Annotated in this window: 21 protein-coding genes and 4 pseudogenes; 19 read left to right on the top strand and 6 right to left on the bottom strand. The window is 68.0% G+C overall.

Annotated elements, in window-relative coordinates:
• Positions 1–384 precede the first annotated feature (384 nt).
• Together ACIQCJ_RS03490 and ACIQCJ_RS03485 are read left to right on the top strand one after the other, a co-directional pair.
• Entirely contained in the window at positions 385–2,313 is a 1,929-nt protein-coding gene (locus tag ACIQCJ_RS03490; protein WP_402710578.1) for a vWA domain-containing protein, read from the top strand.
• 116 nt (positions 2,314–2,429) lie between these two features.
• Positions 2,430–2,600 (top strand): hypothetical protein, encoded by a 171-nt coding sequence (locus ACIQCJ_RS03485; RefSeq protein WP_401716778.1) that lies wholly within the window; start codon positions 2,430–2,432, stop codon positions 2,598–2,600.
• Positions 2,601–2,954: 354 nt separating this feature from the next.
• Here ACIQCJ_RS03485 and ACIQCJ_RS03480 read toward each other — a convergent pair whose 3' ends face one another.
• On the bottom strand, positions 2,955–3,629 hold the full coding sequence (locus ACIQCJ_RS03480) for an HNH endonuclease family protein (protein WP_402710577.1): 675 nt from the start codon (positions 3,627–3,629) through the stop codon (positions 2,955–2,957).
• A gap of 235 nt (positions 3,630–3,864) precedes the next feature.
• Between ACIQCJ_RS03480 and ACIQCJ_RS03475 the strand changes: the two genes are divergently transcribed.
• The 3 genes and pseudogenes from ACIQCJ_RS03475 to ACIQCJ_RS03465 all read left to right on the top strand — a co-directional run bounded on the left by ACIQCJ_RS03475 (position 3,865) and on the right by ACIQCJ_RS03465 (position 6,326).
• Complete coding sequence (locus tag ACIQCJ_RS03475) at positions 3,865–4,278, top strand: hypothetical protein (RefSeq protein WP_402710576.1); 414 nt, start codon at positions 3,865–3,867, stop codon at positions 4,276–4,278.
• Between the two features lie 255 nt (positions 4,279–4,533).
• Positions 4,534–5,667 (top strand): annotated as a pseudogene (locus ACIQCJ_RS03470) (IS3 family transposase).
• A 77-nt stretch (positions 5,668–5,744) separates the two neighbouring features.
• The gene (locus tag ACIQCJ_RS03465; RefSeq protein ID WP_402710575.1) at positions 5,745–6,326 is read left to right on the top strand and encodes an HD domain-containing protein; all 582 of its coding nucleotides are present in this window, start codon (positions 5,745–5,747) and stop codon (positions 6,324–6,326) included.
• Here the strand turns inward: ACIQCJ_RS03465 and ACIQCJ_RS03460 are convergent.
• Together ACIQCJ_RS03460 and ACIQCJ_RS03455 are read right to left on the bottom strand one after the other, a co-directional pair.
• Positions 6,314–6,781, bottom strand: a complete 468-nt coding sequence (locus tag ACIQCJ_RS03460; protein ID WP_402710574.1) for an NUDIX hydrolase — start codon at positions 6,779–6,781, stop codon at positions 6,314–6,316. The genes ACIQCJ_RS03465 and ACIQCJ_RS03460 overlap by 13 nt on opposite strands.
• A pseudogene (locus ACIQCJ_RS03455) lies at positions 6,768–7,540 on the bottom strand (XRE family transcriptional regulator). The gene ACIQCJ_RS03460 and the pseudogene ACIQCJ_RS03455 overlap by 14 nt, the downstream one beginning before the upstream one ends.
• A gap of 97 nt (positions 7,541–7,637) precedes the next feature.
• Here ACIQCJ_RS03455 and ACIQCJ_RS03450 point away from each other — a divergent pair.
• The 8 genes and pseudogenes from ACIQCJ_RS03450 (at position 7,638) to ACIQCJ_RS03415 (ending at position 13,541) form a co-directional block, all read left to right on the top strand.
• The gene (locus ACIQCJ_RS03450; protein ID WP_402710573.1) at positions 7,638–8,330 is read left to right on the top strand and encodes an HAD family hydrolase; all 693 of its coding nucleotides are present in this window, start codon (positions 7,638–7,640) and stop codon (positions 8,328–8,330) included.
• A 108-nt stretch (positions 8,331–8,438) separates the two neighbouring features.
• On the top strand, positions 8,439–9,344 hold the full coding sequence (locus tag ACIQCJ_RS03445) for a radical SAM protein (RefSeq protein ID WP_402710572.1): 906 nt from the start codon (positions 8,439–8,441) through the stop codon (positions 9,342–9,344).
• The gene (locus ACIQCJ_RS03440) at positions 9,337–9,975 is read left to right on the top strand and encodes an AAA family ATPase (RefSeq protein WP_402710571.1); all 639 of its coding nucleotides are present in this window, start codon (positions 9,337–9,339) and stop codon (positions 9,973–9,975) included. The genes ACIQCJ_RS03445 and ACIQCJ_RS03440 overlap by 8 nt, the downstream gene beginning before the upstream one ends.
• Positions 9,893–10,561 carry a class I SAM-dependent methyltransferase gene (locus ACIQCJ_RS03435; RefSeq protein WP_402710570.1) on the top strand — a complete coding sequence of 223 codons (669 nt, stop codon included), beginning with the start codon at positions 9,893–9,895 and terminating at the stop codon, positions 10,559–10,561. Before ACIQCJ_RS03440 ends, ACIQCJ_RS03435 begins: the two co-directional genes overlap by 83 nt.
• Before the next feature lie 7 nt (positions 10,562–10,568).
• Complete coding sequence (locus ACIQCJ_RS03430) at positions 10,569–11,156, top strand: class IV adenylate cyclase (protein ID WP_402710569.1); 588 nt, start codon at positions 10,569–10,571, stop codon at positions 11,154–11,156.
• 16 nt (positions 11,157–11,172) lie between these two features.
• Positions 11,173–11,529 (top strand): hypothetical protein, encoded by a 357-nt coding sequence (locus ACIQCJ_RS03425; protein ID WP_402710568.1) that lies wholly within the window; start codon positions 11,173–11,175, stop codon positions 11,527–11,529.
• Positions 11,530–11,606: 77 nt separating this feature from the next.
• Positions 11,607–12,005, top strand: a pseudogene (locus ACIQCJ_RS03420) (tyrosine-type recombinase/integrase); the annotation flags it as partial.
• A 624-nt stretch (positions 12,006–12,629) separates the two neighbouring features.
• Positions 12,630–13,541 carry a hypothetical protein gene (locus ACIQCJ_RS03415; protein WP_402710567.1) on the top strand — a complete coding sequence of 304 codons (912 nt, stop codon included), beginning with the start codon at positions 12,630–12,632 and terminating at the stop codon, positions 13,539–13,541.
• Positions 13,542–13,657: 116 nt separating this feature from the next.
• On the opposite strand, the gene ACIQCJ_RS03410 is transcribed toward ACIQCJ_RS03415, so the two are convergent.
• Complete coding sequence (locus tag ACIQCJ_RS03410; RefSeq protein ID WP_402710566.1) at positions 13,658–14,911, bottom strand: XRE family transcriptional regulator; 1,254 nt, start codon at positions 14,909–14,911, stop codon at positions 13,658–13,660.
• Positions 14,912–15,068: 157 nt separating this feature from the next.
• The gene (locus tag ACIQCJ_RS03405) at positions 15,069–15,434 is read right to left on the bottom strand and encodes a winged helix-turn-helix domain-containing protein (protein WP_402710565.1); all 366 of its coding nucleotides are present in this window, start codon (positions 15,432–15,434) and stop codon (positions 15,069–15,071) included.
• A 461-nt stretch (positions 15,435–15,895) separates the two neighbouring features.
• Here ACIQCJ_RS03405 and ACIQCJ_RS03400 point away from each other — a divergent pair, with 461 nt between their 5' ends.
• Genes ACIQCJ_RS03400 through ACIQCJ_RS03380 form a run of 5 tightly spaced genes read left to right on the top strand, consistent with a single transcriptional unit; the run spans position 15,896 to position 18,705 of the window.
• Positions 15,896–16,189 carry a hypothetical protein gene (locus tag ACIQCJ_RS03400; protein WP_402710564.1) on the top strand — a complete coding sequence of 98 codons (294 nt, stop codon included), beginning with the start codon at positions 15,896–15,898 and terminating at the stop codon, positions 16,187–16,189.
• Positions 16,186–16,674 (top strand): Pycsar system effector family protein, encoded by a 489-nt coding sequence (locus tag ACIQCJ_RS03395; RefSeq protein WP_402710563.1) that lies wholly within the window; start codon positions 16,186–16,188, stop codon positions 16,672–16,674. The genes ACIQCJ_RS03400 and ACIQCJ_RS03395 overlap by 4 nt, the downstream gene beginning before the upstream one ends.
• Before the next feature lie 47 nt (positions 16,675–16,721).
• A complete protein-coding gene (locus tag ACIQCJ_RS03390; RefSeq protein WP_402710562.1) occupies positions 16,722–17,612 on the top strand; it encodes a DUF2637 domain-containing protein in 891 nt (296 codons plus the stop codon).
• Entirely contained in the window at positions 17,609–18,319 is a 711-nt protein-coding gene (locus ACIQCJ_RS03385) for a DNA methylase (protein WP_402710561.1), read from the top strand. The genes ACIQCJ_RS03390 and ACIQCJ_RS03385 overlap by 4 nt, the downstream gene beginning before the upstream one ends.
• On the top strand, positions 18,319–18,705 hold the full coding sequence (locus ACIQCJ_RS03380; RefSeq protein WP_402710560.1) for an RRQRL motif-containing zinc-binding protein: 387 nt from the start codon (positions 18,319–18,321) through the stop codon (positions 18,703–18,705). The genes ACIQCJ_RS03385 and ACIQCJ_RS03380 overlap by 1 nt, the downstream gene beginning before the upstream one ends.
• Positions 18,706–18,745: 40 nt before the next feature.
• Here the strand turns inward: ACIQCJ_RS03380 and ACIQCJ_RS03375 are convergent.
• Positions 18,746–18,830: pseudogene (locus ACIQCJ_RS03375) on the bottom strand.
• 125 nt (positions 18,831–18,955) lie between these two features.
• Between ACIQCJ_RS03375 and ACIQCJ_RS03370 the strand changes: the two are divergent.
• The gene (locus tag ACIQCJ_RS03370) at positions 18,956–21,187 is read left to right on the top strand and encodes a cell division protein FtsK (protein ID WP_402710559.1); all 2,232 of its coding nucleotides are present in this window, start codon (positions 18,956–18,958) and stop codon (positions 21,185–21,187) included.
• The last annotated feature ends 74 nt before the right edge of the window (positions 21,188–21,261 follow it).

Genomic DNA, 21,261 nt, shown 5'->3' with positions numbered 1-21,261 from the left:
CGGCGCGGCGGCGGTCCAAGAGGCGCGGATCGCGGCCGGCGCACGGCGCCCTCCAGGATCGCGGACAGTCGGGCTTCGGTGCTGGTCGGATCCCCCGGCGTAGTTGGTAGCCGCCGTCGCCGGTGTGACCCGTGTGGCTGGTGTGCCCCGTGTGCTGGGCGCGTCCGGGCGGAGGTCGCCGACGGCGTGCCTAGGGTGCCTTTGATCCCGGTTTGCCGCAGTGGGCGGTGGCTGGTCGTCGAGGAGAGGCCGATGAGGCAGAGGTTGTGTTGGATCGCGTTGAGCGCGCTGGTACTGGCCGCCGCTCCGGTGACTGCCGCGGCAACGAGCCCACAGGCCGCGCGTTTTGTGCCGGCACCTGGTTCGGACAGCAGCGTGGTGACGGTGCGGACCGGGGGAGACCGGGTCTCTGAGGACGAGGCGGCGCCGCTGGCAGGAGTGGGCCTCGCGCTGTACGCGAGTCCGGACGCGACCGATCCAATCGGACAGGCGTGGGCCCGGTGCACGTCCGACGCCGAGGGGGACTGCAGCTTCGTCGTCCCGGACACCGCCGCGGGCCAGGCGAACCACGCCGCGGTGATGACGGTGCGCCAGACAGCGGCACCGACCGGGTGGTACACCAACCCGGTGCTGCGCACCGGACCGGGCAGCGGCTCGGGGTCGGTGGCCTCGCCCTACCGGTTCCAGACCCCGCCGCTGCAAGCGGGGAACACCTACCGGTCGACGCGCGAGTTCATGTACAGCTCGAACAACGGGCTGCCCACACGGTCGGGCGGGGTATGGCAGTCCTCGCGGGACAATCCGCCGCTGCCGCCGTCGTGCGGTCTGGACGTCGCGGTCGTGCTCGACCTGTCGGCGTCGGTCGGCAGCCAACTGCCGGCGCTGAAGGCCGCGACGGACGCCTTCACCGACGCGCTGACCGGCACGCCCTCGCGGATGGCGCTGTTCTCCTTCGACGAGGCGTCGCCGTCCACCAGCGTGGGCGTGAACTATCCGCAGCTGCGTTCGGTGTCCACGCAGGCCGGAGCGGACTCCTTCAAGGACCTGTACGCCGACTGGACGCTGGGCAAGGGCACGAACTGGGACCAGGCGCTGTGGGCGGTGGCGCAGGCACCGGAGCACTACGACGCGACCGTGGTACTGACCGACGGCAACCCGACCCGTTTCGGCGAACGCCGGGGCGACGGGTCGAACACCCACTTCATTGACGTGGAGAACGGCGTCTTCTCCGCCAACTCCGTGAAGGCGAAGGACACCCGGGTGATCGCGCTGGGTGTGGGCAGCGGCGTCGCGGGGGTGTCCGGGCTGAACCTGCGGGCGATCTCCGGACCGACCGCGTTCGACGGGTCCAACACCGTGGCCGCGGACTACTTCCAGACCGCTGACTTCGGCCAGGCCGGCCGCCAACTGCACGACCTGGCAGTGGACAAGTGCACCGGCACGATCAACGTGGTCAAGCAGATCACACCGGCCGACACCACCGGCGAAGACGTGACCGGCTCGGTTCCGGCCGGCCCGGGGTGGACCTTCGCTGCCTCCACCACCACACCGGGAGTCACCGGTCTGCCCGACTCCCGGACCACCACCGCCGACGGCACCGGCACGGTCACCTTCACCCCCGGCTACGGCGCCAACCCCTCTGCTGACGTCACGGTGGACGAGGTCCAGCACCCCGGATACCAGCTGGTCACCCAGGGCGGCCAGAACGCGGTGTGCACCGACCTCGACACCGGCCGGCGCGTACCGGTGGAGAACACCGCGTCCGCGGCCGGCCCCGGCTTCACCGTCGACGCTCCCCGCCAGGACGCGATCACCTGCACCGTCTACAACCGGCCCGCGGAGGACGACGGCGAAGCCGACCTGACCGTCGACAAGGAGTGGGACGTCGACGGGCACCTCTACCCCGAGGGCACCCAACCCGACGGCCTCGACGCCCAGCTCACCCTCACCGGCCCCGACACCGCGTCACCGACACCGCAGCCTTGGGGCGTCGCCCGCCCCGGCTACACAGTGGGCGACCAGGTGACGATCGGTGAACAGGTCCACCTGGGCAACGACGCCTGCACGCTCACCCGCTCCGAAATCACCGAGATCGACGGCACGCCCGTGGACCTGCCCTTGCCGTACGAGACCACCCTCACGGCACACCACCAGCACGCCACCGTCACGAACACCGTGACCTGCTGCCCACCCGATGACGGCGGCGAGCACGGCGGCTACGGGAGCAGCAGCGACACGCACGGCGCAGACGGCCGCCATGGCGTGACCGTCGCCCGCGGGCACCGCGCCACCCTGGACCGCCCCGGCCGCTGACCGGCCGGCCCACCCCTGCGCACCACCATTCCAGCGCCCGCCTGCATCCCAGTCTCAGCGGACGGTTCCCCGACCCATGCTGGTTCGCGCGCGTACCCGAGGGAGGAGATCCCGACGTGGGCCACACCCGCTACGTGCGGGCCGCGTTCGCGGCTGCCGACGAAGCGGTCTGCGACGCCCTGGCCCGCGGCTGGCTGCCGGGCGAGCGGGTCGCGGTCGTCCACGCCGCGACCCGGGCCGACCTCAGCGCCTGCTCACCTGCGGCGACGCCACCGACGTCATTGTGACCGCCGCCGACGTGGGTTTCGACGGCGAAGAGATGCGGCTCGGGGCGTCGGTGGGGATCTACGACCGGCCCGCGCAGGAAGTCTGTCGTCCCTTCCAAAAGGGCACACGAGGGTTCGTCCTGGGCGAGGGGGCCGCGGCAGAATCTATGAGCACCCCGGTCACCAGACTGAATTTTCCGTGGGGGTCGGCGCCAGCCCGCCCCGGCGCCGCAGCGATGCCTGCTCCTGATCCGTCAACCGGACGTGGCACCGGCGCCGCGCCGAACCGCCGCGCCCGCGTTCCACGACGACGGCCGGTGACTTCGGCGGGTCATAGCGCTCGACCCGGTCGACCGAAGCCCCGGGGCTTGCAGGTCAGGACTTCAGCGCGACCTCGTGGCTGGACTCGGTGGGCAGCACCCGGCCGCGGCAGCCGCCCAGGATCCTGCTCATCGCGATCTTCTCCGCCGAGGTGATCCACAGCTTGTACTTCGTCTTCACCGCGACCTGCCGTGCCACGTACTCGCACCGGAATCCGGCCGCTGCCTGCGGCAGCCAACCGCTGGCGTCGTCGTCGCCCTTGTCGTCGTTCGCCGGGCCGTCCGCGGCGGTCAGGTTCAGCGGATCGTTGGCCAACTGCTCGCGCACCGGCTTCGACAGCGCCTTCGCGCCGGTCTGCCAGGCATTGCCGAGCGCCACCATAGGGTCGATCCGCACCGCCGGACTCGTCTTCCGGCCCCGGGTGAAGCGGATCGTCCGGCCGGTGCAGGGGTCCTTCAGGACACCGGACTCGACCTCGCACCTGCCCTCGAGCTTCACCTCGGTGAGATCACGCCGCAGGATGTCGTCCCTCGTCTCGCAGCCGTTGTGGCCGCCGGACGCGCCTTGGCAGTCGGACGCGCCTTGGCCGTCGGTCCACGCCGCGCCGAAGTCGGCGATCCGGTCGTAGCCGGAGATCGGCCCGTCCGGCTTCACCGCGAGCTTCGCCAGCGCCCCCAGCGCCGACCCGCTGCTGATGGAGCGGGCGACACCCGCGCTCCGCGCGGGCACCTTCCCGTTCGCGCTATCGGACCTCGGCTGGCAGCCCGCCAGCACCAGCCTCGCCAGACGAGTGCGCAAGGACGGATCTAGGACGGATCCAGGACGGAAGCTCTTAGCCTCGATTAGCAGGGTGACAGTCGGTCGGGCCGCCTGGTGGCCGGGCCACGGCCCCGCACGGCATCCGAGCGGGATGCATCACCCATCGCCGGATACTGACAACTATGAGGACTGGGAGAAACACTCAATGGCTCGTGTGATCAAGGCTCTCGGCGCGCTTGTGTTGGCTGGGGCATCGATCCTCGGCGCGTCCTCGCAGGCGTCTGCGGATCCGAATCCGAACGTTCACGACTCCAACCCGCAGATGGCCACGCTGATCACCCAGTACCACGCGGGGGTCTACAGCTCCCCCCGGGCGGACTCCAAAAAGATCGACGGCCTCATCCTCGCGCCGGGGCAGCAAGCTTACGTGGACTGCTGGGTGTCCGGCGGCACCGTCGGCACCACCGGCGACGTCTGGTACCGCACCTCGGGGATCATGGTGAACGGCACCTACCTCGATGTATATACCTCTTCCGGGGGCCCCGGCTGGACCTACGGGCCGTACGTGGATGGTGACCAGAGGTTCTGGATGTCGCCTGGTGGTCTGCCCCACTGCTAGTGCCGCATCAGGCAACGTTCGCCTGATCCGAGCCGAGATCCTGATCCGCGCGCTGGACCGGCGCCCCGGTAGCGAGTCCGACGACCAGCAGTCCTGAACCCTGGCTGCGCCGCGCAACCGACTGCGTCACGCCGCCCACGGCGGGCCCGGCATCGCGGTCACAGGCTGGCCCGTTCGGCGGGGGGGGGGGCTGCTGCACGATCGGGTGACATCTGAACTGGCTTGTCCTGTAGGGCAGGTGGGAAGGATGTCGCTGTGCCCAAGCCTTATTCCGAAGAGTTCCGCCAGGACGTCGTGCGGGTCGCGAGGAACCGCGGTCCGGGTGTGACGGTCGAGCAGGTGGCCACCGACTTCGGCGTCCATCCGATGACGCTGTTCAAGTGGATGCGCCGTGCGGACGTCGACGAGGGGACAAAAACCGGAACGTCCAGCCAGGAGAGCGCGGAACTGCGGGAGGCACGTCGGCGTATCAAGCTGCTGGAGCAGGAGAACGAGGTCCTGCGCCGGGCCGCGGCCTACCTTTCCCAGGCGCATCTGCCGGGAAAAGGATCTACCCGCTCGTGAAGGAGCTGGCCGGAGACGGTGTTCCCGTCACGGTCACGTGCCGGGTCCTGAAGCTCGCCAGAGCGCCCTACTACCGATGGCTTGACCAACCGGTCACCGGTGCCGAGTTCATGACGGCCGCTCGCGCGAACGCGCTGTTCGATGCCTATCGCGAGGACCCGGAGTTCGGCTACCGCTTCCTGGCCGACGAAGCCCGTTCCGTGGGAGCCGGCATGGCGGACCGGACCGCGTGGCGGATCTGCCGGGACAACCGCTGGTGGAGCGTGTTCGGCAAGAAGCGGGGCAAGGGCAAGAAGGCCGGACCGCCCGTTCACGACGACCTCGTCCGCCGCGACTTCACCGCAAGTGCGCCGAACCGGCTCTGGCTCACCGACATCACCGAACACGCCACGGGAGAAGGAAAGCTTTATCTCTGTGCGGTCAAGGACGTCTTCAGCAAGAGGATCGTGGGCTACTCCATCGACTCACGGATGAAGTCCCGCCTGGCCGTCGCCGCCCTGGACAACGCGGTGGCCCGACGTGAAAACGTCGCCGGATGTGTTGTCCGCAGCGACCGAGGATCCCAGTTCCGTTCCAGGAAATACGTCCGAGCACTGGATCGGCATCGCATGGCCGGATCGATTGGGAGGGTTGGGGCAGCCGGGGACAACGCCGCCATGGAGTCCTTCTTCAGCCTCCTGCAGAAGAACGTCCTCGACCGACGCACCTGGGCCACCCGCGAAGAACTGCGGATCGCGATCGTGACCTGGACAAGCCGCCCTCGGTCGGCTCACACCCGTCGAATACGAGACCGTCATGACCACACCGGCCCTTCAGGCCGCGTGACCCAATCTGTCACCCAACGCTGCAGCAGACCCCAGGCAGACTGCATTGCCTGGGGTCGTGCCGTGCCCCGATGCAGTATGAGTTCAGAGCTACGGCTGGAGGCTCGCTTGACCAGGGAACAGCTAATTGCTCAGCACGAGCTTGCAGGCCCGCTGCCGAGGCGTTGGGCACACTCTCAGGGCGTTGCAGCACGCGCTGGGACGCTAGCCGAGATCGTCGGCGACCGCGCAGCGCTCATCAATTCGGCGGCGGTGCTGCATGACGTCGGGTACGCACCTCGGCTGGTGGTCACCGGGTTTCATCCGTTGGACGGGGCGCGGTTTCTGCGGGATGAGCATGGGGTTGATGAGCGGGTGACGCGCTTGGTCGCGAACCATTCGTTCGCGTTGTTGGAGGCGGAGGAGCGAGGGCTGCGGGGGGTGTTGGAGGCGGAGTTTCCGCTGTTGGAGGACCAGTTGCTGGTGGATGCGCTGGTGTACTGCGACATGACGACGACGCCTGACGGAGAGCCGACGACCGCGCGGGAGCGGGTCGCGGAGATCGTCGGACGGTACGGAGCCGACAGCATCGTGGGGCGGTTCATTCGGCGTGCGGAGCCGGAGATCTACGCGGCCGTGGCACGGATCGAGGTGGCGCTCTCCGCGGCTCAGGCGAGGTAGGGGTAGGTGCCGGCGAGGTAGTCGCCGATCTGCTGGCGCATGCTGGCGTGGATGTCGTACGCGTCCATATCGTCGGGCTGGACCCAACGGACGCCGTCGGCCTCGTCGTTGATGGTCGGTTCGCCGCCGACGGGGCGGCCGATGTAGGTGTTCTCGTATTGCTGGCGGATCTCGCCGTCGGTGTAGGCGACGATGTGCTTGGGGTTGGTGTAGACGCCGAGGAAGCCGGTGATTTCGGCGATGATGCCGGTCTCTTCGAGGCATTCGCGGATCGCGCACTGGGCGGCGGTTTCGCCGATGTCCTGGGCTCCGCCGGGCAGGGCCCATTGGCCGGTGTCGCGGCGGCGTTGGAGGAGGATCGCGCCGGAGTCGTCGACGACCAGGAGGTTGCTGGCGGGGATGAGGGTGTTGGCCTTGGGGGCGTTCGGGTCGTTGTAGTACTCAGTCCTGCCCATGCGCGGGACTCCCTTCCTGGTCGGGCGTCCAGGGGCGGGCGCCGGCCCAGACGGCGTCGAAGCTGTGAGCGTACGTGTCGAACCAGCCGTTGGTCTCTGCCCACTTGAGGTGGAGGACGGGGTTGGCGCTGGCGGGCTGGCCGTAGATGTGCGGGTTGGCCAGCAGGGTGTCGTCGTAGCGGAAGAGCGAGGTGTAGAGCGTGGTGTCGTGCAGCCGCACCTCGCATCCGGCCACCGTTAACAGCGAGCGGTAGTAGGTGAGGGAGGCGCGGATTTTGGCGGCAAGGGTGTCGCCGATGCCTTCTTCGTGGCCCCGGATGGAGACGGCTTGGCCGCTCGGGTCGCCGAAGCACAGCCGTACGCGGACGCCGTCGGCGGCGCGAGCGGCGAGCATGCGGGCGACGTGCGGGTTGCTCTGGGCGAAGAACGTGCCGGAGAAGACGAGCACGTCGATCTGTTCCTGGGCCTGTTGGAGCAGACCAAGCCACGTCTCGCGCGGGACGCTGGCCCGGTTCGGGTACGTGCGGAGTAGCTCCGTGTCCTGGGCACCGACTGCTGGCCTACTCAGGATCTGCGGGGCGGGCCAGAGGAAGGTCTCCTCCACGCGGAGGTGCTGGGCGACGCGGTGGCGGTGCCGGGGGTGGGGGATGCGTCCGCCGAGCCATCGGCCGACGGTCTTGGGTCCACTTCGCACGCTTCGGCGAGCAACTCGGGCGTGACACCACGCTGGGCGAGTACGGAGTGAAGTCGCTCGTTCACAGAAGCCATACAAGTGCAGGGTGCGGCAGGTGAGCAAGCCCGATTGGTTGGACGTCGGCGGAATCGGCCGTTCCCGCGTGGCACCTACGCTGGCCGTATGGCGCTCATCGTCCTGTGGGACATCGACCACACGCTCATCGACAACGCCGGTGTGAGCAAGGAGATTTACGCCGCCGCGTACGAGGCCGTGACGGGAAGCCGTCCAGTTGAGGCGGCCGTCACCGAGGGGCGTACGGACCGCCTGATCATGCGGGACATGTTCGGCCGGAACGGTGTGGCCGAGCCCGCGTGGCCGGACTTCGAAGCCGCGCTGATCCGCGCGGGAGCGGAACGGCTTGGAGCGCTCCAAGCCCGGGGAACAGCGCTGCCAGGAGTGCAGGACGTACTCAAAGCCGCTGCCGCACAACCTGGTTGGGTCTCCTCGGTACTGACCGGCAACATCGCCGCCAACGCCCGCGTGAAGCTCTCGGCCTTCGGCCTGGACGCGCTCCTGGACCTGCCGGTCGGGGCGTACGGCGCCGACGCCGAGGAGCGTCCACACATGGTGGACGTCGCCCGTCGCCGCGTTCAGCGCGACCGCGGCCTCCCCGCCGGCTCCCCCGTCGTGCTGGTGGGCGACACGCCCCGGGACGTCGAGTCCGCCCTGGCCTCGGGTGCGCACATCATCGCCGTGGCCACCGGTGTCGACAGCCCCACCGCACTCGAAGCCGCCGGCGCCCCCGTCGTCCTGCCCGACCTGGCGGACACCGACCGCGTCCTTCGCCTCCTGGAGGACATCGCGCGGGCCTGAAAACGTCCCAGGACGTCCTGGGCGCGTCCCTTTACGCGGTGACGCGGTCCCGTGCAGCCCGGCCACGATCAGGGCCTCAACCCAGGCACCACGCCCAGGGAGGTCACCATGATCACGGAGATCACCGGCATCAAGACGATCCGGATGCTCTACCTGCAACTGCTCTACCGCTGCAATTTCGCCTGCCAGCACTGCTTCCACGGCGAACGCCTCCAGCACGCCGACGCGTTCACGCTCGAAGAGGCCATCACGCTGATGCGGCTGATGCACAAGGAGTACGGCACCGAGGCCGTCAACCTGCTCGGCGGCGAGCCGTTCGTCTACAAGGACCTGCCCGAGGTCGTCCGTTACGCCAAGCAGGAACTGGGCCTGCACGTGGAGATCTGCACCAACGGCTACCGCATCGAGCGCCGCCTCACCGAGATCGCCCCGCACCTGGATCTGTTGCGGATCTCGCTGGAGGGCAACGGCGCCACCAACGACGCCATCCGCAAGTTCGGCAGCTACCAGGGAGCCCTGTCCGCCCTGGCCCACGCCCGCGACCTCGGCATCCCCACCGGCGCCACCATGACCGTCAACGCCCGCAACATCGACGAGGTGCTGCCGCTCGCCCGCACCCTCCAGGACTACGGCGCCCGGCAGTTGAAGCTCCACCACCTGCGTCCGGTCGGCAACGCCGCCCATCACCCCGAACTCCTCATCAGCGGCACCGCCGCGTACGGCCGCCTGCGCGATCAGCTCCGCACCGCCGACGACCTCACCATCGAGGTCATCGTGGACGAGGACCTGTCGGAAGACGGCGCACCCGAGGTCTGCGAACCGCTCAGCGGCACCGCCGCCATCCCCCGGATCGAGGCCGACCCGCGCGGCGCCCTCACGATGTCGTGCAAGGCGGTCGGCAAGGATGCGCATGCCTTCTGGTACGACAAGGAAGCCGGGCACGTCGTCCACCGCCCCTCCGCCACCGACGAACTCGCCCTCGCCGTGCCCGGCGTGGTCTACGCCCGTGCCTGACCAGCCGCTCTTCGAGAGCCTCGAAGGATTACGCGGCACCGGGAAGTCCACCGTCGCACCGCTGCTCGCCGCAGCCCGCAGGGCGGTCTTGGTCCCCACCGTGCCCGCGCTCTACCTGTCGCTGCGCCGGGAGATCGACGCTCGGGACAACGTTGAAGCCCGCATGGCCTTCTACCTCTCCGCCCTCTTCACCGCCACCGACGACATCCGCCGGCACCTGTCCGCCGGCACTCCGGTCGTCGTGGACAGCTACTTCGCCCGCTGCCTGGCCAACCACCGCGCCTTCGGCTCCCGCCTCGGCATCACCCTTCCGCCGAACCTGCCGGAGCCCGTCACGTACAGCCTCGTGTGCGATGAGACCGAACGCCGACGCAGACTCGCCGCCCGCCACAAGCCGACCTCACGCTGGGACGGCCTCGCCGAAGAGGTCGCCGAGCAGATCACCCACGCCTACGCCCCCTTCCCGATGCACCGCGTGAACACCACGGGCCGCACGCCCGAACAGGTCGTCCACGCCATCCTCGACGTCACTGCCCAAGGAGCCAGCGGTGCAGACCCTGAGCCGGTGGGAGCACACCCTCACCTTCTTCCCCCAGTTCCGCGCGGCCCTGTCGGAACACGCTGGCTCTGACGCCACCGTGCTGGTGATCGGAGCGAGCGACGGCAGGCTGGTCCTGCCGCTGGCGGCAGCCGGCCACCGTGTTACTGCGATCGAACGAGATCCGGTCGCTCTTCGGGGTGGTCTCGTCAGCCTGCCCGACGGCACCGAGGCCCACGCCCCGGGCCTGACCGGGCGGATTCAGCAGGAAGGACTGGCCGATCGCGTGGACATCGTGGAAGGGGACTTCCTCGACGCCGGTCTGCCCGCCGACGCGCAGTACGACGCCGTTTGGACGAGCTGTTCCTGGCATTACAGTGCCAACCACCACCGGCCCCTGGCCGACTTCATCACCCGCATGCAGGGCCTGGTGCGCGTCCACGGTCTGTTCGGCGCCGAGTTCATGATGCCCGTCACGGCCCGGCACCATCTCACCGAGCACTACACGTCCCCCGAGAAGCTCAGCCCGCTCTTCTCCGACGGATGGAACATCCAACTGACTCTGAGATCAGGCCAGTACGTCGAACGTCCGCACATCGGTCAGCCCCACCTGCACACCCATCGCATGGGCCTGCTCCTGGCGACCCGCACCTCTCCCGTGACCTCTGAAAGGGCATGAAGCGATCATGAAGCACGAGTACGAAGCGAAGTTCCTCGCCGTCGACGTCGCCGGACTCCAAGCCAAGCTCGCGGCCCTCGGCGCGGTACAGGCGTTCCCCCGTACCCTGCTCACCAGGAAGATCTTCGAGAGCGACGTCCTCGACGGCTCCCAATGGGTACGCCTCCGCCACGAAGGCACCCGCACGACCCTCACCCTCAAGCAGGTCACCGACGCCACGTCCATCCACGGCACCACCGAAATCGAGACCGAGGTCGGCGACCTCCACGCCATGGCCGAGATCCTCACCAACCTCGGCCTGCACGAAGTCCGTTACCAGGAAAACTTCCGCGAGGAATGGCAGCTCGGCGACGTCGCCTTCGACTTCGACACCTGGCCCGACCTCCCCACCTTCCTGGAGATCGAAGGCCCCGACGAACCCTCCGTCCGCGACGCCGCAGCCCGCCTCGACCTCGACTACGCGAACGCCCGCTTCGGCAGCGTCGACGCCATCTACAAAAGCGAAGCCGATCGCGACATCCTCGCCGAACCGACCCTCCTCTTCTCGGACGCCGGGAAGAACGGCGAGCCCGCGACGGCCTCGCAACGTCAGTGATTGCCGGAGCACAGCCGTGCTGACGGAACTCTCCCTCCAGCATCGCGTCATCCCCGGGATCGCCGCCTTCGCCCGCGGCGGCCTCCCGGAACCAGCGACGACCGACGACGGGAATGACTGGACCGACGGCTACTGCTGGCTGTTCTGCGGCCAGCAGTGGACCCGCGTCCTGTGGATCGGCCCGGCGAACGTCACCGGAGCCCAGGCACCGATGTACGCCTGCGGCCCCTGCATCAACGAACTCCAGGAACGGGTCTGGCAGGCAATCCTTCTCACCGACGGCCCGGCGCAGCCCGGTTCAGTCCCACCGCCGGAGCCGGGACGCTCGCCAGTGAGGGCCGGTGGCGCGCGGCACCGACGTCGCCGGGCTTGACTTGGCATCGGTTCGCCTGGCCCGGATGGAACGGCTGCGGTCAGGTCCGCTGAGCAGTCCTTCTCTCGGAGGGGTCCACCGCATGGTGGACCCCTCCCAGCTTCGCCCAGGAGGACGGCTCCTGGCTGCACCCCGGCAAGGTCACCGACCTCTTCGAGCGGCCCGTGGCCGCCTCCGGCCTGCCACCGGTCCGGCTGCACGACCTCCGCCACGGCGCCGCCACCCTCATGCTCGCCGCCGGCGTCGACGTGAAGGTCGTCTCCGACACCCTCGGGCACAGCGACACCCGCATCACGCGCGACATCTACCAGAGCGTCCTCCCCCAGGTCGGCAGAAGCGCCGCCGAAGCCACCGCCAAGCTCGTCTCCCTCCAGCGCAAGGCCGAGACGGAGCAGGCGCGGAAGACCGCGAAGAAGACCAAGGAAGCCCAGGCCAGGGCCAAGAAGAAGGCCAAGCGGAAGAAGCCCAAAACCTAGATCCAAAAGCGCTCCGCTCACGCATCGCTCACGCAAGCCGTCCAGCGCCGTCTGAGCGGCCTGACGCGGCGGGCCCCCGGACAAGGAAAAACCCCAGGTCACGGCGAGTGAGTCCTGGGGTTCTTCGGAGCCGCCTTCGGGATTCGAACCCGAGACCTACGCATTACGAGTTGTCCGATCTTGATCCGCTGCCGTCCGCAGAAGTCCGTTTCAGCAGTTCAGACCGCTAACGGACCTCTGCGGACGACAGCGGATCAACGCGGACGGTACGGCAATCGAGACCACAACTGAGACCCCGCCGCACTCTGGGATGCCAGCCCCGCCGATAGGGTGCGGAAGAGGTCTGGCTGCAAGAAATGTAGTCCCCGTAGGTATCCGGGCGTATCGGGTTGAACCGGCTACACGTGTGCGCCTTCGGTGACACCCTAGGATGGCCGTCAGCCGTCAGCCAGTGAGGGGAACATGTCGGGGACCGATCCAAATCAGGCTTCCTCCGGCTTGGGGTCTCCCACCAGCGCGGGCGCGTCCCAACCGGCGCAAGCCCCAGCGTCTCCCACCAGCGCGGGCGCGTCCCAACCGGCGCAAGCCCCAGCGTCTCCCACTCGTCATTGGTCAGTAGCCTGGATGTCCGCCGTCGGCAATGTCCTCGACCCGGATGGCGTCGACTCTCCGCGCGGAACGCGTACGCGTCGGCTAGCGATCATCTTCTTTGTTGCAGTGCTGGCTACGCTCTTTTCTTGGTTCTCTTCATTCGGGCTGGACTACCTATCCGCGCCGACTTCGGCGCGGCGTGAAAAATCGGTGCAGGACGAACTAGATGGTAAAAACCCGCCTTTCACTTTTAATGTGCGGTCCGAGGATTCCGATGGATCCATTTTTCCGGGTGCAATAGTATTCGATCATGTGCTCAATTCGGAAGACGTCGAAATCCTCAAAAAGACGAACTTAGACGCAGATAATTCAGAACGCAAGATTATGTCGGTAGTGCACGCAAATAATGGCACATTCCTGTCGGCTGAAAGTTCACATCACGGCTATTCTTCGCCTTTCTTTCTCGATTTCTTCAGCGACAGGGATAGCTCCCTGTCCATAGTCGCCATGAAAGCCGTCGATGTCCATTGCTCCCCTGCAAAGGCGGCAGCCGTACTGGTCATCCGACCGAGAGGAGGAGGGGCAGTCCCAGGAATAATGTTTGATTTGCCTCGCGGCAACTTGCCCGTCTCTGTGGCTCCAGATAAAAATTATGGTAAGCCCTTCTTTGATCACCAAAAAATCGACCTGGGAAATGGGGCGACTCCAGGCGCGCTGCGCGTACAATCCGTAGCCGAACGTTCTGATTGCACTTGGAAAATTCAGGTGACTCACAGTGATTCGAGCGGGCTACATACATCCATTCTTCTTGACCATAAAAAACCCTTCAAAACGCTTGGTATCCCTTTGCGTTCTCAGCAAGAATTCATCCTTGATGATGCGGAGCATTTCGAGGACTGCAATCGGAACGCTAAACTCCGCGCGGATTGCGACTACATATGGTGAAAATGAGGTCCCGGTAAGCTCACAGGTGAGTGGGATCCAGGCATAGGACCAGTTCAGATCAGAACGCAAAACGGCTGCCCTGAACTCGCAGGGGCCGCCGTTTTCACTTCGCGCGGTTACTGCACTGGGAGGAATCCCGGCTTCGAGCGACCGAGGTCGTGTAAACGGGTGAGGTACTCCTGCGCTGCGGGCTCGCTCGCGTACCGCTCCTTGACGACGGCAGCGAGTTCCCGGCTCACCATGAGAAGCGACGGTACCGACTGCCGGTCGCCAACGAGCGCCCGTTGCCCGTAGGCCAGCGCTTGATCTAGGTCGCCCTCTCGCGCTGCTGCCACGCCGAGAGTTATGCGGGCCTCGGAGTTGCGCATCGGGGAGTGCTCCGCGTCGTCAAACTCCATGCCGAGGCGGAGGACTTCCTCAGCCAGCGTTCGGGCCATTCGGTCTTCGCCCAATAGCCGATAGCAATCCATGCTGTAGAAGTCGAATTTCGCCGGGTCCACGACGAAATGGTTGTCCAGGTTATCAGGATGCGGCATCCCTTCGAGAATCCGGCGGCCACGATCGAGGGATACTTCTGTCTGACGACGGTCACCAATGCGAGCCCATGCTTTCGCCTCTTGTGCGGCGAGCTGAACAGCGACTCCGTGATTTGGTGCGATGAGAGCCCCCGCTTGCGAGGCAGCGATGACGCCTCGGTAGTCGCCCGTAGTGAGAGCGAACCACGCGCGCATTTCGTAAGCCCATCCCTGGATCTCAGCGTTCTCCGCTTCGTGGGCCAAAGAGAGCGCGGCGCGGCGCGTGGACTCGGCTGCGCGCCGATCGCCACTGTCGTATTCGACGCAGCCAACAAGCAGTGCGAGCCAACCGGAGAGGGTCAGAACCTCGCGGTGCTGGGCGAGCGTGAGCCTCTGCTCTTGAAGCTGCCCGACGCGGCGAAGCCATGCGCGACCCTCGACAATGAGTTGTTCACTGGGAAGGAACGCGTATTCGGAGCACAATCTGTCGGCAGTGATGCGCAGAGCTTCGATTGTGGCGTTATCGACATCGGAAGCTTGCAGGCGACTGACGATTTCCAGAGTTTCCATGCCGCTGACAGATGCAATCTCTGCATTCGCGTCGCGCTTCCCCTTCAGGGGGAACAGCGCATGAGTCACGGTTCCGAACATCGCCGCGATGATCGGCTGGTAGAAAGCGCCCGGCGTTGCCGTGCCGGCCTCCCAGCGCTTCCACTGACGGAGCATGTTCGCGTCGTCCGGCAGGTCTTTGGGCGCATGCGCTCGCAGCGCGCGGACGGCTTCTGTCTGAGACCAGTCACGTGATTCCCGCTCGGCAACCATGCGCCGTGCCCACGACGGTCGATCGTCGCTCATTAGCCCTCCTCCGGGTGCCTGCTCCGATCTGACTACAGGGCACCTGGTGACAGTCAAGGTGACAAGCCGGTGACACCAGAGGTGTCCGCGCTGTCCCTGCTGTGACCAGGTGATGTCACTGTGCGTACGGCCATCCGTCTTCCATTGTGATGAGTGTTCAAGCGTCGTTGGAGTCGGCTCTCGCCTCCAGCTTGGCCACTCGCTCAGTCAGCTTCTGGATCTCGGAACGGAGGACATCAATGGACCCGCTCAGGTCTCTGCGGTCGGCTGCATTGGGGTTCCCGGTGCCGTTCGAGCCTACGGCGAAGTGTCCCCGGTTGGGGACGGGGATGATCAAGCCCTCTGCCCTAAGGGTGGCGAGGCTCTTCTTCACCGTCTCTTCGGCAACTCCGAAGTCCGCGGCGAGCGCCTTGATCGAAGGCAGCTTCTCGTCAGGCGCGTATGTGCCTGCCTTTAGTTTCTCGCGCAGCGCTTCCGCCACCTGCACTGACGGCAGTTGCGGGCCGTCCTTCGCAATCGTCATGCGATCCAGCGTAGGCGACCCCGCACTAGTCCACGCTGCCCGATGTCTTGCCAAGCTGGTGCACACTAGTGCACGCTAGTTCATGAAGCGCCCGGCGGACCCGGTGACAGGGGTCCCATGGAAGCGCCTGGACCTTGAGAACTGAACAGTGAACTTGTGACGGGTGAGAGTCCCGTTCCCGTGACGACCGGGTGAGGTTCGTCGGCAGCGGTGCCGCGCGTCGGCGTGGCACGCACCGCTCATCGGCTCTGGGAAACGCCCCTCGCGGGTGCCACCCGATGTGAGCTGCCCTGCTGCGTGCCAGGCAGAGACATGGCGCAACCAAGCCCCGGACCCGGCGTGACGCTGCCGGATCGAATCCGGCCCGGGGTACTCCCACCCATGAACGGCGCGCGGCCACGGAGGTGCAACTCCGTGGCCGCTGTTTGGGCCGTTCCCACCGTCTAAGGAGTGCACGACCCATGAGAAGTATCGTCGCTGGTCATGTGGCTGTCACGGCCACTGAGTTTGTGGAACTCGCGCTCGGTACCCCGCTGGATCTGTGGCTGGGTGTTGAGGGTGAGAGCGGGATGGAGCGGGCGGCGCGACTCGCGGCGGCCGGCGACATCCTCGCGGACGACCCCGGTCTTCCCGACCGGGCGACCCGCATTGCTGCCGAGGCGATCGAGGCGTTCGCGCCGCACCTGTTCAACGCCGTCCCGCTGTCCCGGCCCGCCGGCCGCGGTTGGCGCTCCCGCAAGGGGGTGGCGGCGTGAGTGCCCCGGACCTGACGCGGTCCGCGGTGGCGGAGCGTACGGGCGTGAACTTGGATGCGGCTCGCGCTGATGTGAAGGCGGAGATCGCCCGTACGGACGCGAAGGTGTCGCTGTTGCTGGCGTTCGTCGGCGCTCTGTTGGCGGGGGTGTGGACGGTCGGCTCCGGCCGTCACCTGCCGCCGGTTGCCGCGGTGTCTGGCGGTGCGGGTGTGGGGGTGCTGGTGGTCGTGGCCGGTGTGCTGCTGCGGGCGGCGCGTCCGAGCCTGGGTGGTGTCGGTGCGGTGGGTTTCCCGCGCTGGGCCACGCTCAGCGCGGCGGAGATCCGCACGGAGCTGGCCGGGGATGACCGGTCCGAGCACATAGCGGCGCTCTCGCGGGTCGCGGTGAACAAGTTCGTCCACCTGCGGCGTGCGGTCGACCTGACGTGCGTTGCCGGTGTGCTGCTGCTTCTCGCCGCGGTGTTCGTGGTCGGGGGTGCGGCATGAGCGCGCCGGAGGTGCCGCCGCTGTCGCTCGGGGACCGGGTTCTTCTGGTGGCTGCGACTGTGTTCGGTGTCGGGGTGGGCGGGGTCGGTCTGGCCCTGTCCTTCGACACCGTGTCCGCGGCCGGTGCCCGGTGGGGGTTCGCCACGCCGCAGATGCTTCCGCTGGCCATCGACCTGGCCATCCCGGTCTTCACGATCGTGAACCTGCTGTTGATCCGGATGGACATGCCCCTTGCCTGGGTGCGGTTTGTGCCCTGGGCGTTGACGCTGGTGACGTGCTGGCTGAACATCGCCGCGGGAACGTCGGTATCCGCCCGGGTCGCGCACGGCACGATGCCGCTGCTGTGGGTGGTGCTCTCCGAGGTCGCAGCCCACGTGTACGCGGCGCGGATCGGTGCGGTGACCGGCCGGCGGATGGAGAAGATCCGCCGCTCACGCTGGCTGTTGGCTCCGGTCAGCACGTTCTGCCTGTGGCGGCGGATGACGCTGTGGGAGATCACCTCCTACAGCGAGGCGCTGGCCCGGGAGCGGGAGCGGCAGTTGGTCCGCGCGGACCTGCGGCAGGAGCACGGGCGGCGGTGGCGGTCCAGGACCGAGCGCCGGACCCGGGTGCTGCTCAGGCTCGGCGAGCTGGCCCCGGCCGCTGCTGCCATGCCCGAGCCTGACGCGGCTCCGGCCGCACATGTGCCGCTGGTAGCGCCGAAGCCGACCCGTACCCGGAACACCAAGCCGCAGGCCAAGACCACCACCGGCCGCCGGACCCTGGGTGTGGTGCTGGCTGAGGCGCGGCAGGTGACCGAGGCGTGGCCGGTTGAGGAGCTGACGGCCGACCGGATCCGGCAGGCCGTGAGTTGCGGCGCCGGGCCCGCCCGTGCGGTCCGCGACACCCTGCGAGCCGAACGCGCCACCGTCCCGGCCTCCGAGGCGGTGGCGGCATGAGGCGCCCGCTGTTGCTGGATCTGTTCTGCTGCGCCGGCGGCGCGGGCACCGGTTATCACCGGGCGGGGTTCGATGTTCACGGCGTGGACATCGCGCAGCGGCCGAACTACCCGTTCCCGATGCACCGCGGCGACGCGCTCGCTCACCTCGCGTACCTGATCACGACCGGCGAGATCGTGCGGTACGCGATGGTGCACGCCTCCCCGCCGTGCCAGGACAAGTGCACGTTGACCGTGGGCACCAACCGGTCCCGCGGTTGGGGCGGCACCCATGAGGATCTGGTGGCACCGACTCGGGTCCTGTTGGAGCGGACCGGGTTGCCGTACGTGATGGAGCAACCCAACGGTAGGGCGAGGATCCGCAAGGACATCACGCTGTGCGGGGAGATGTTCGGCCTCGGCGTGATCCGGCACCGCAACTTCGAGCTTGGCGGCTGGACCGCCGTCCGGGCTGCGCACCTGCCGCACCGCGGCAGGGTCTCGGGCTATCGCCACGGCAAGAAGTACGACGGCCCTTACGTCGCCGCGTACGGCAGCGGTGGCGGCAAACCCACCATCCCGCAGTTGCAGCGGGCCATGGGCATCACGTGGACCGATGTCCGTGAGGAGTTGACCGAGGCGATCCCGCCCGCCTACGGCGAGTGGATCGGCACGGCGTTCCTCACCGCCCGCACCGACACCCTGCCGGCCCTGGGGATGGTGGCGTGATGTCCCCGACGTTCGGCCAGTGCTACGACCCGACCGGCACCACGTGGGGCATCCCCACGTTCCCGTGGCGGCTGGCACCGGAGGACTTGGCGACCCGCAGGCAGCTTCGGGCGAAGGGCTTGCGGCCGGGTGGACAGCCGATCGCAGCGCAGATCATGTGCCGCTCGCGGCGACGTAAGGCGGGTTACGCGGTCGCCTACCTCTACCGGATCGATCTGGCCCTGCCGGTTCGTCCGATGACGCCGGCCAAGTGGTCCGCGCATGCTGCGGCGATGCTCGCGCGGCGGACCTGCCCGCAGTGCCGTACCGATGCCGGATACGTCATACCCGGCTCGCTCGGCTGCTGCGTGTCCTGCGCCTATCCCGACGAACAGTGCGCCGCCTGACGCTACGGCGTCCGTGCCGGAAGCCCGGCGAGCTGTGAAGTGGTGGCCATCGCCCGGATTCGAACCGGGATCTACCCATCGGGTGAACCCGCGTGGGGCGTCCTGCCGTTGGACCACGAATGGCCACCATCCGCAGCGTATGCGCACGGTCCCTGACCGCGCCTGTCCATTTCCCCACGGGCCCGGCCGCCCACCTCTCACAGCGATCGGCCGGGCCCGCTCCACCTCCCGCAGTACGGAAGGAAGTTCAGTGAATCACCCCGAGAACGATGACAACGAGCGCGACCTGTTCGCGCGGTTAGAGGCCGACCTGTCGGCCGACTTCACCCCCGCCGCCGGTGCCGACTTTGGGGCCGATGTGGTGGATCTCGACACGGCCCGGTCGGCCCGCGAGTCGGCCGACCCGGACCTGTCCGAGTCGGGTACCGCGTCGCCCGACCGGTCGGGCGACCCGACCAAGCGCATGGTGGTCGACTCCCCGGTGCCGGTCGGCCCGGGATACCTGGGCCGGCTGATGGGCGCCAAGCGCCGGGACACCCTCCCGGTGTGGCTGCGATCCACGACCGAGTTCCGCACTGCGGCCCGCTGGGCCACGGGGCACTACGCGCACCTTGCCGCCTACCACGGGCTTCGCTCCCCGTACTACGCCGGGCGGTTGGCGTTGCAGTCCCCGCGCGGCGCCGCCCGCTTCGTGGGCGGGTCGGTGCGGTGGCTGGCCGACCGTGAGGGAGAGCCGGTCCGGCTCGCCGCGGTCCGGCGTGAGGACGCGGGCGAGTACCTGAAGCTGTCGCGGCAGCGGGACGGCCGGGTGCGGCTCCGCACCGTGGTCGGCGTACTGGCGGCCGTGGTCGGGTTGGGGTCGGCTCTGGCGCTGTGGGTGCTCGCCCCGGCGTGGCTGCTGTCGGTGTCGGTCGGCGCGCTGGTGCTCGCTTTGGGGGCGGCCGGCACCCGGGCCGACGCACCCGTCATCACCCGCGCTGTGGAGTTGCCGAACTCCCCGAAGCTCACCAGCGACATCGTCCTCCGCGCCCTCGGTGCCCTCGGCATTCCGGCGATCAACCAGGCGCAGGGCAAGGGCCGTGACGGTTTCGCGTTCACCGCCCCGATCACCCGCGACGGCCCCGGCTGGCGTGCGGAAGGTGATCTCCCGTACGGGGTGACGGTCACCGATGTGATCGAGCGCCGCGACCGGCTCGCCTCCGGGCTTCGCCGGCCGCTGGGGTGCGTGTGGCCCGAAGCGGTGGCAGATGAGCACACTGGACGGCTGGTGATGTGGGTCGGGGATCAGGACATGTCCACTGCCCGCAAGCCCGCCTGGCCCCTGCTGAAGGCCGGTTCGGTGGACTTGTTCAAGCCTGTCGCGTTCGGCACTGACCAGCGCGGGCGCTGGGTGGAGATCACCCTGATGTACATCGCGGCCGTCATCGGGGCGATCCCGCGGATGGGCAAGACGTTCCTGCTGCGGTTGCTGCTGCTCATCGCCGCGCTGGATGTGCGGGCTGAGCTGCACACCTACGACCTGAAGGGGACCGGCGACCTGGACCCGGTCGGGGAGCGCGTGAGTCACCGGCACCGCGCGGGGGACGATGATGAGGACATCGAGTACGCGCTGGCGGACCTGCGGGAACTGCGCGAGGAACTGCGGCGCAGGGCGAAGGTGATCCGTTCCCTGCCGCGGGACATCTGCCCCGAGTCGAAGGTGACCTCCGACCTGGCGAACAAGCCGTCGCTTGGTCTGCACCCGGTCGTGGTCGGGGTGGATGAGTGCCAGGTGTGGTTCGAGCACCCCAAGCACGGGGCGGAGTTCGAGGAGATCTGCACCGACCTGGTCAAGCGCGGCCCGGCGACCGGGATCGTGCTGCTGCTGGCCACGCAGCGCCCGGACGCCAAAGCCCTGCCCACCGGCATCTCCGCGAACGCCTCGGCCCGGTTCTGCCTGAAGGTCATGGGCCAGTTGGAGAACGACATGGTGCTCGGCACGTCGTCGTACAAGCGGGGCATCCGGGCGACGATGTTCTCGTGGAAGGACAAGGGCATCCACTACTTCGTGGGTGAAGGCTCGGACGCCCGGATCGTGTCCTCCGTCTATGTGGACGCGCCCACCGCCGAGACGATCGGTCTGCGGGCCCGCAGGCTCCGCGAGGTCGCGGGGACGCTGTCGGGTCACGCGCTCGGGGAAGCCTTCGACACCCCGCCCACCAGTGGTTTCGACCTGCTCCGCGACATCCTTGCCGTGGTGCCGGCCGAAGAGCCCAAGGTGTGGTCCGAGACCGTGGTCGCCCGGCTCGCCGACCTGCGCCCCGAGGTCTACGGCGGCTGGGACCCCGAAGGACTCGCCGCAGCACTCAAGCCGCACGGCGTCCCCACAGTCCAGGTGTGGGGCAAGACCGAGGCGGGCAAGGGTGCCAACCGGCGCGGTATCGACCGCTCCCGCATCCTCACCGCTGTTGCGGAGCGTGACGGAAACCAGGACGCGGGCTAGCCGTGTTCGCCGCTAGACCTAGCGGCACACCCCGCTAGGTCTAGCGGCACCGCTAGCGCCCCATCCGGCCGCTG

This window comes from Streptomyces sp. NPDC093221 (genome assembly GCF_044753885.1).
GTDB lineage: Bacteria > Actinomycetota > Actinomycetes > Streptomycetales > Streptomycetaceae > Actinacidiphila.
This window is presented reverse-complemented; position numbering and strand designations above follow the sequence as displayed.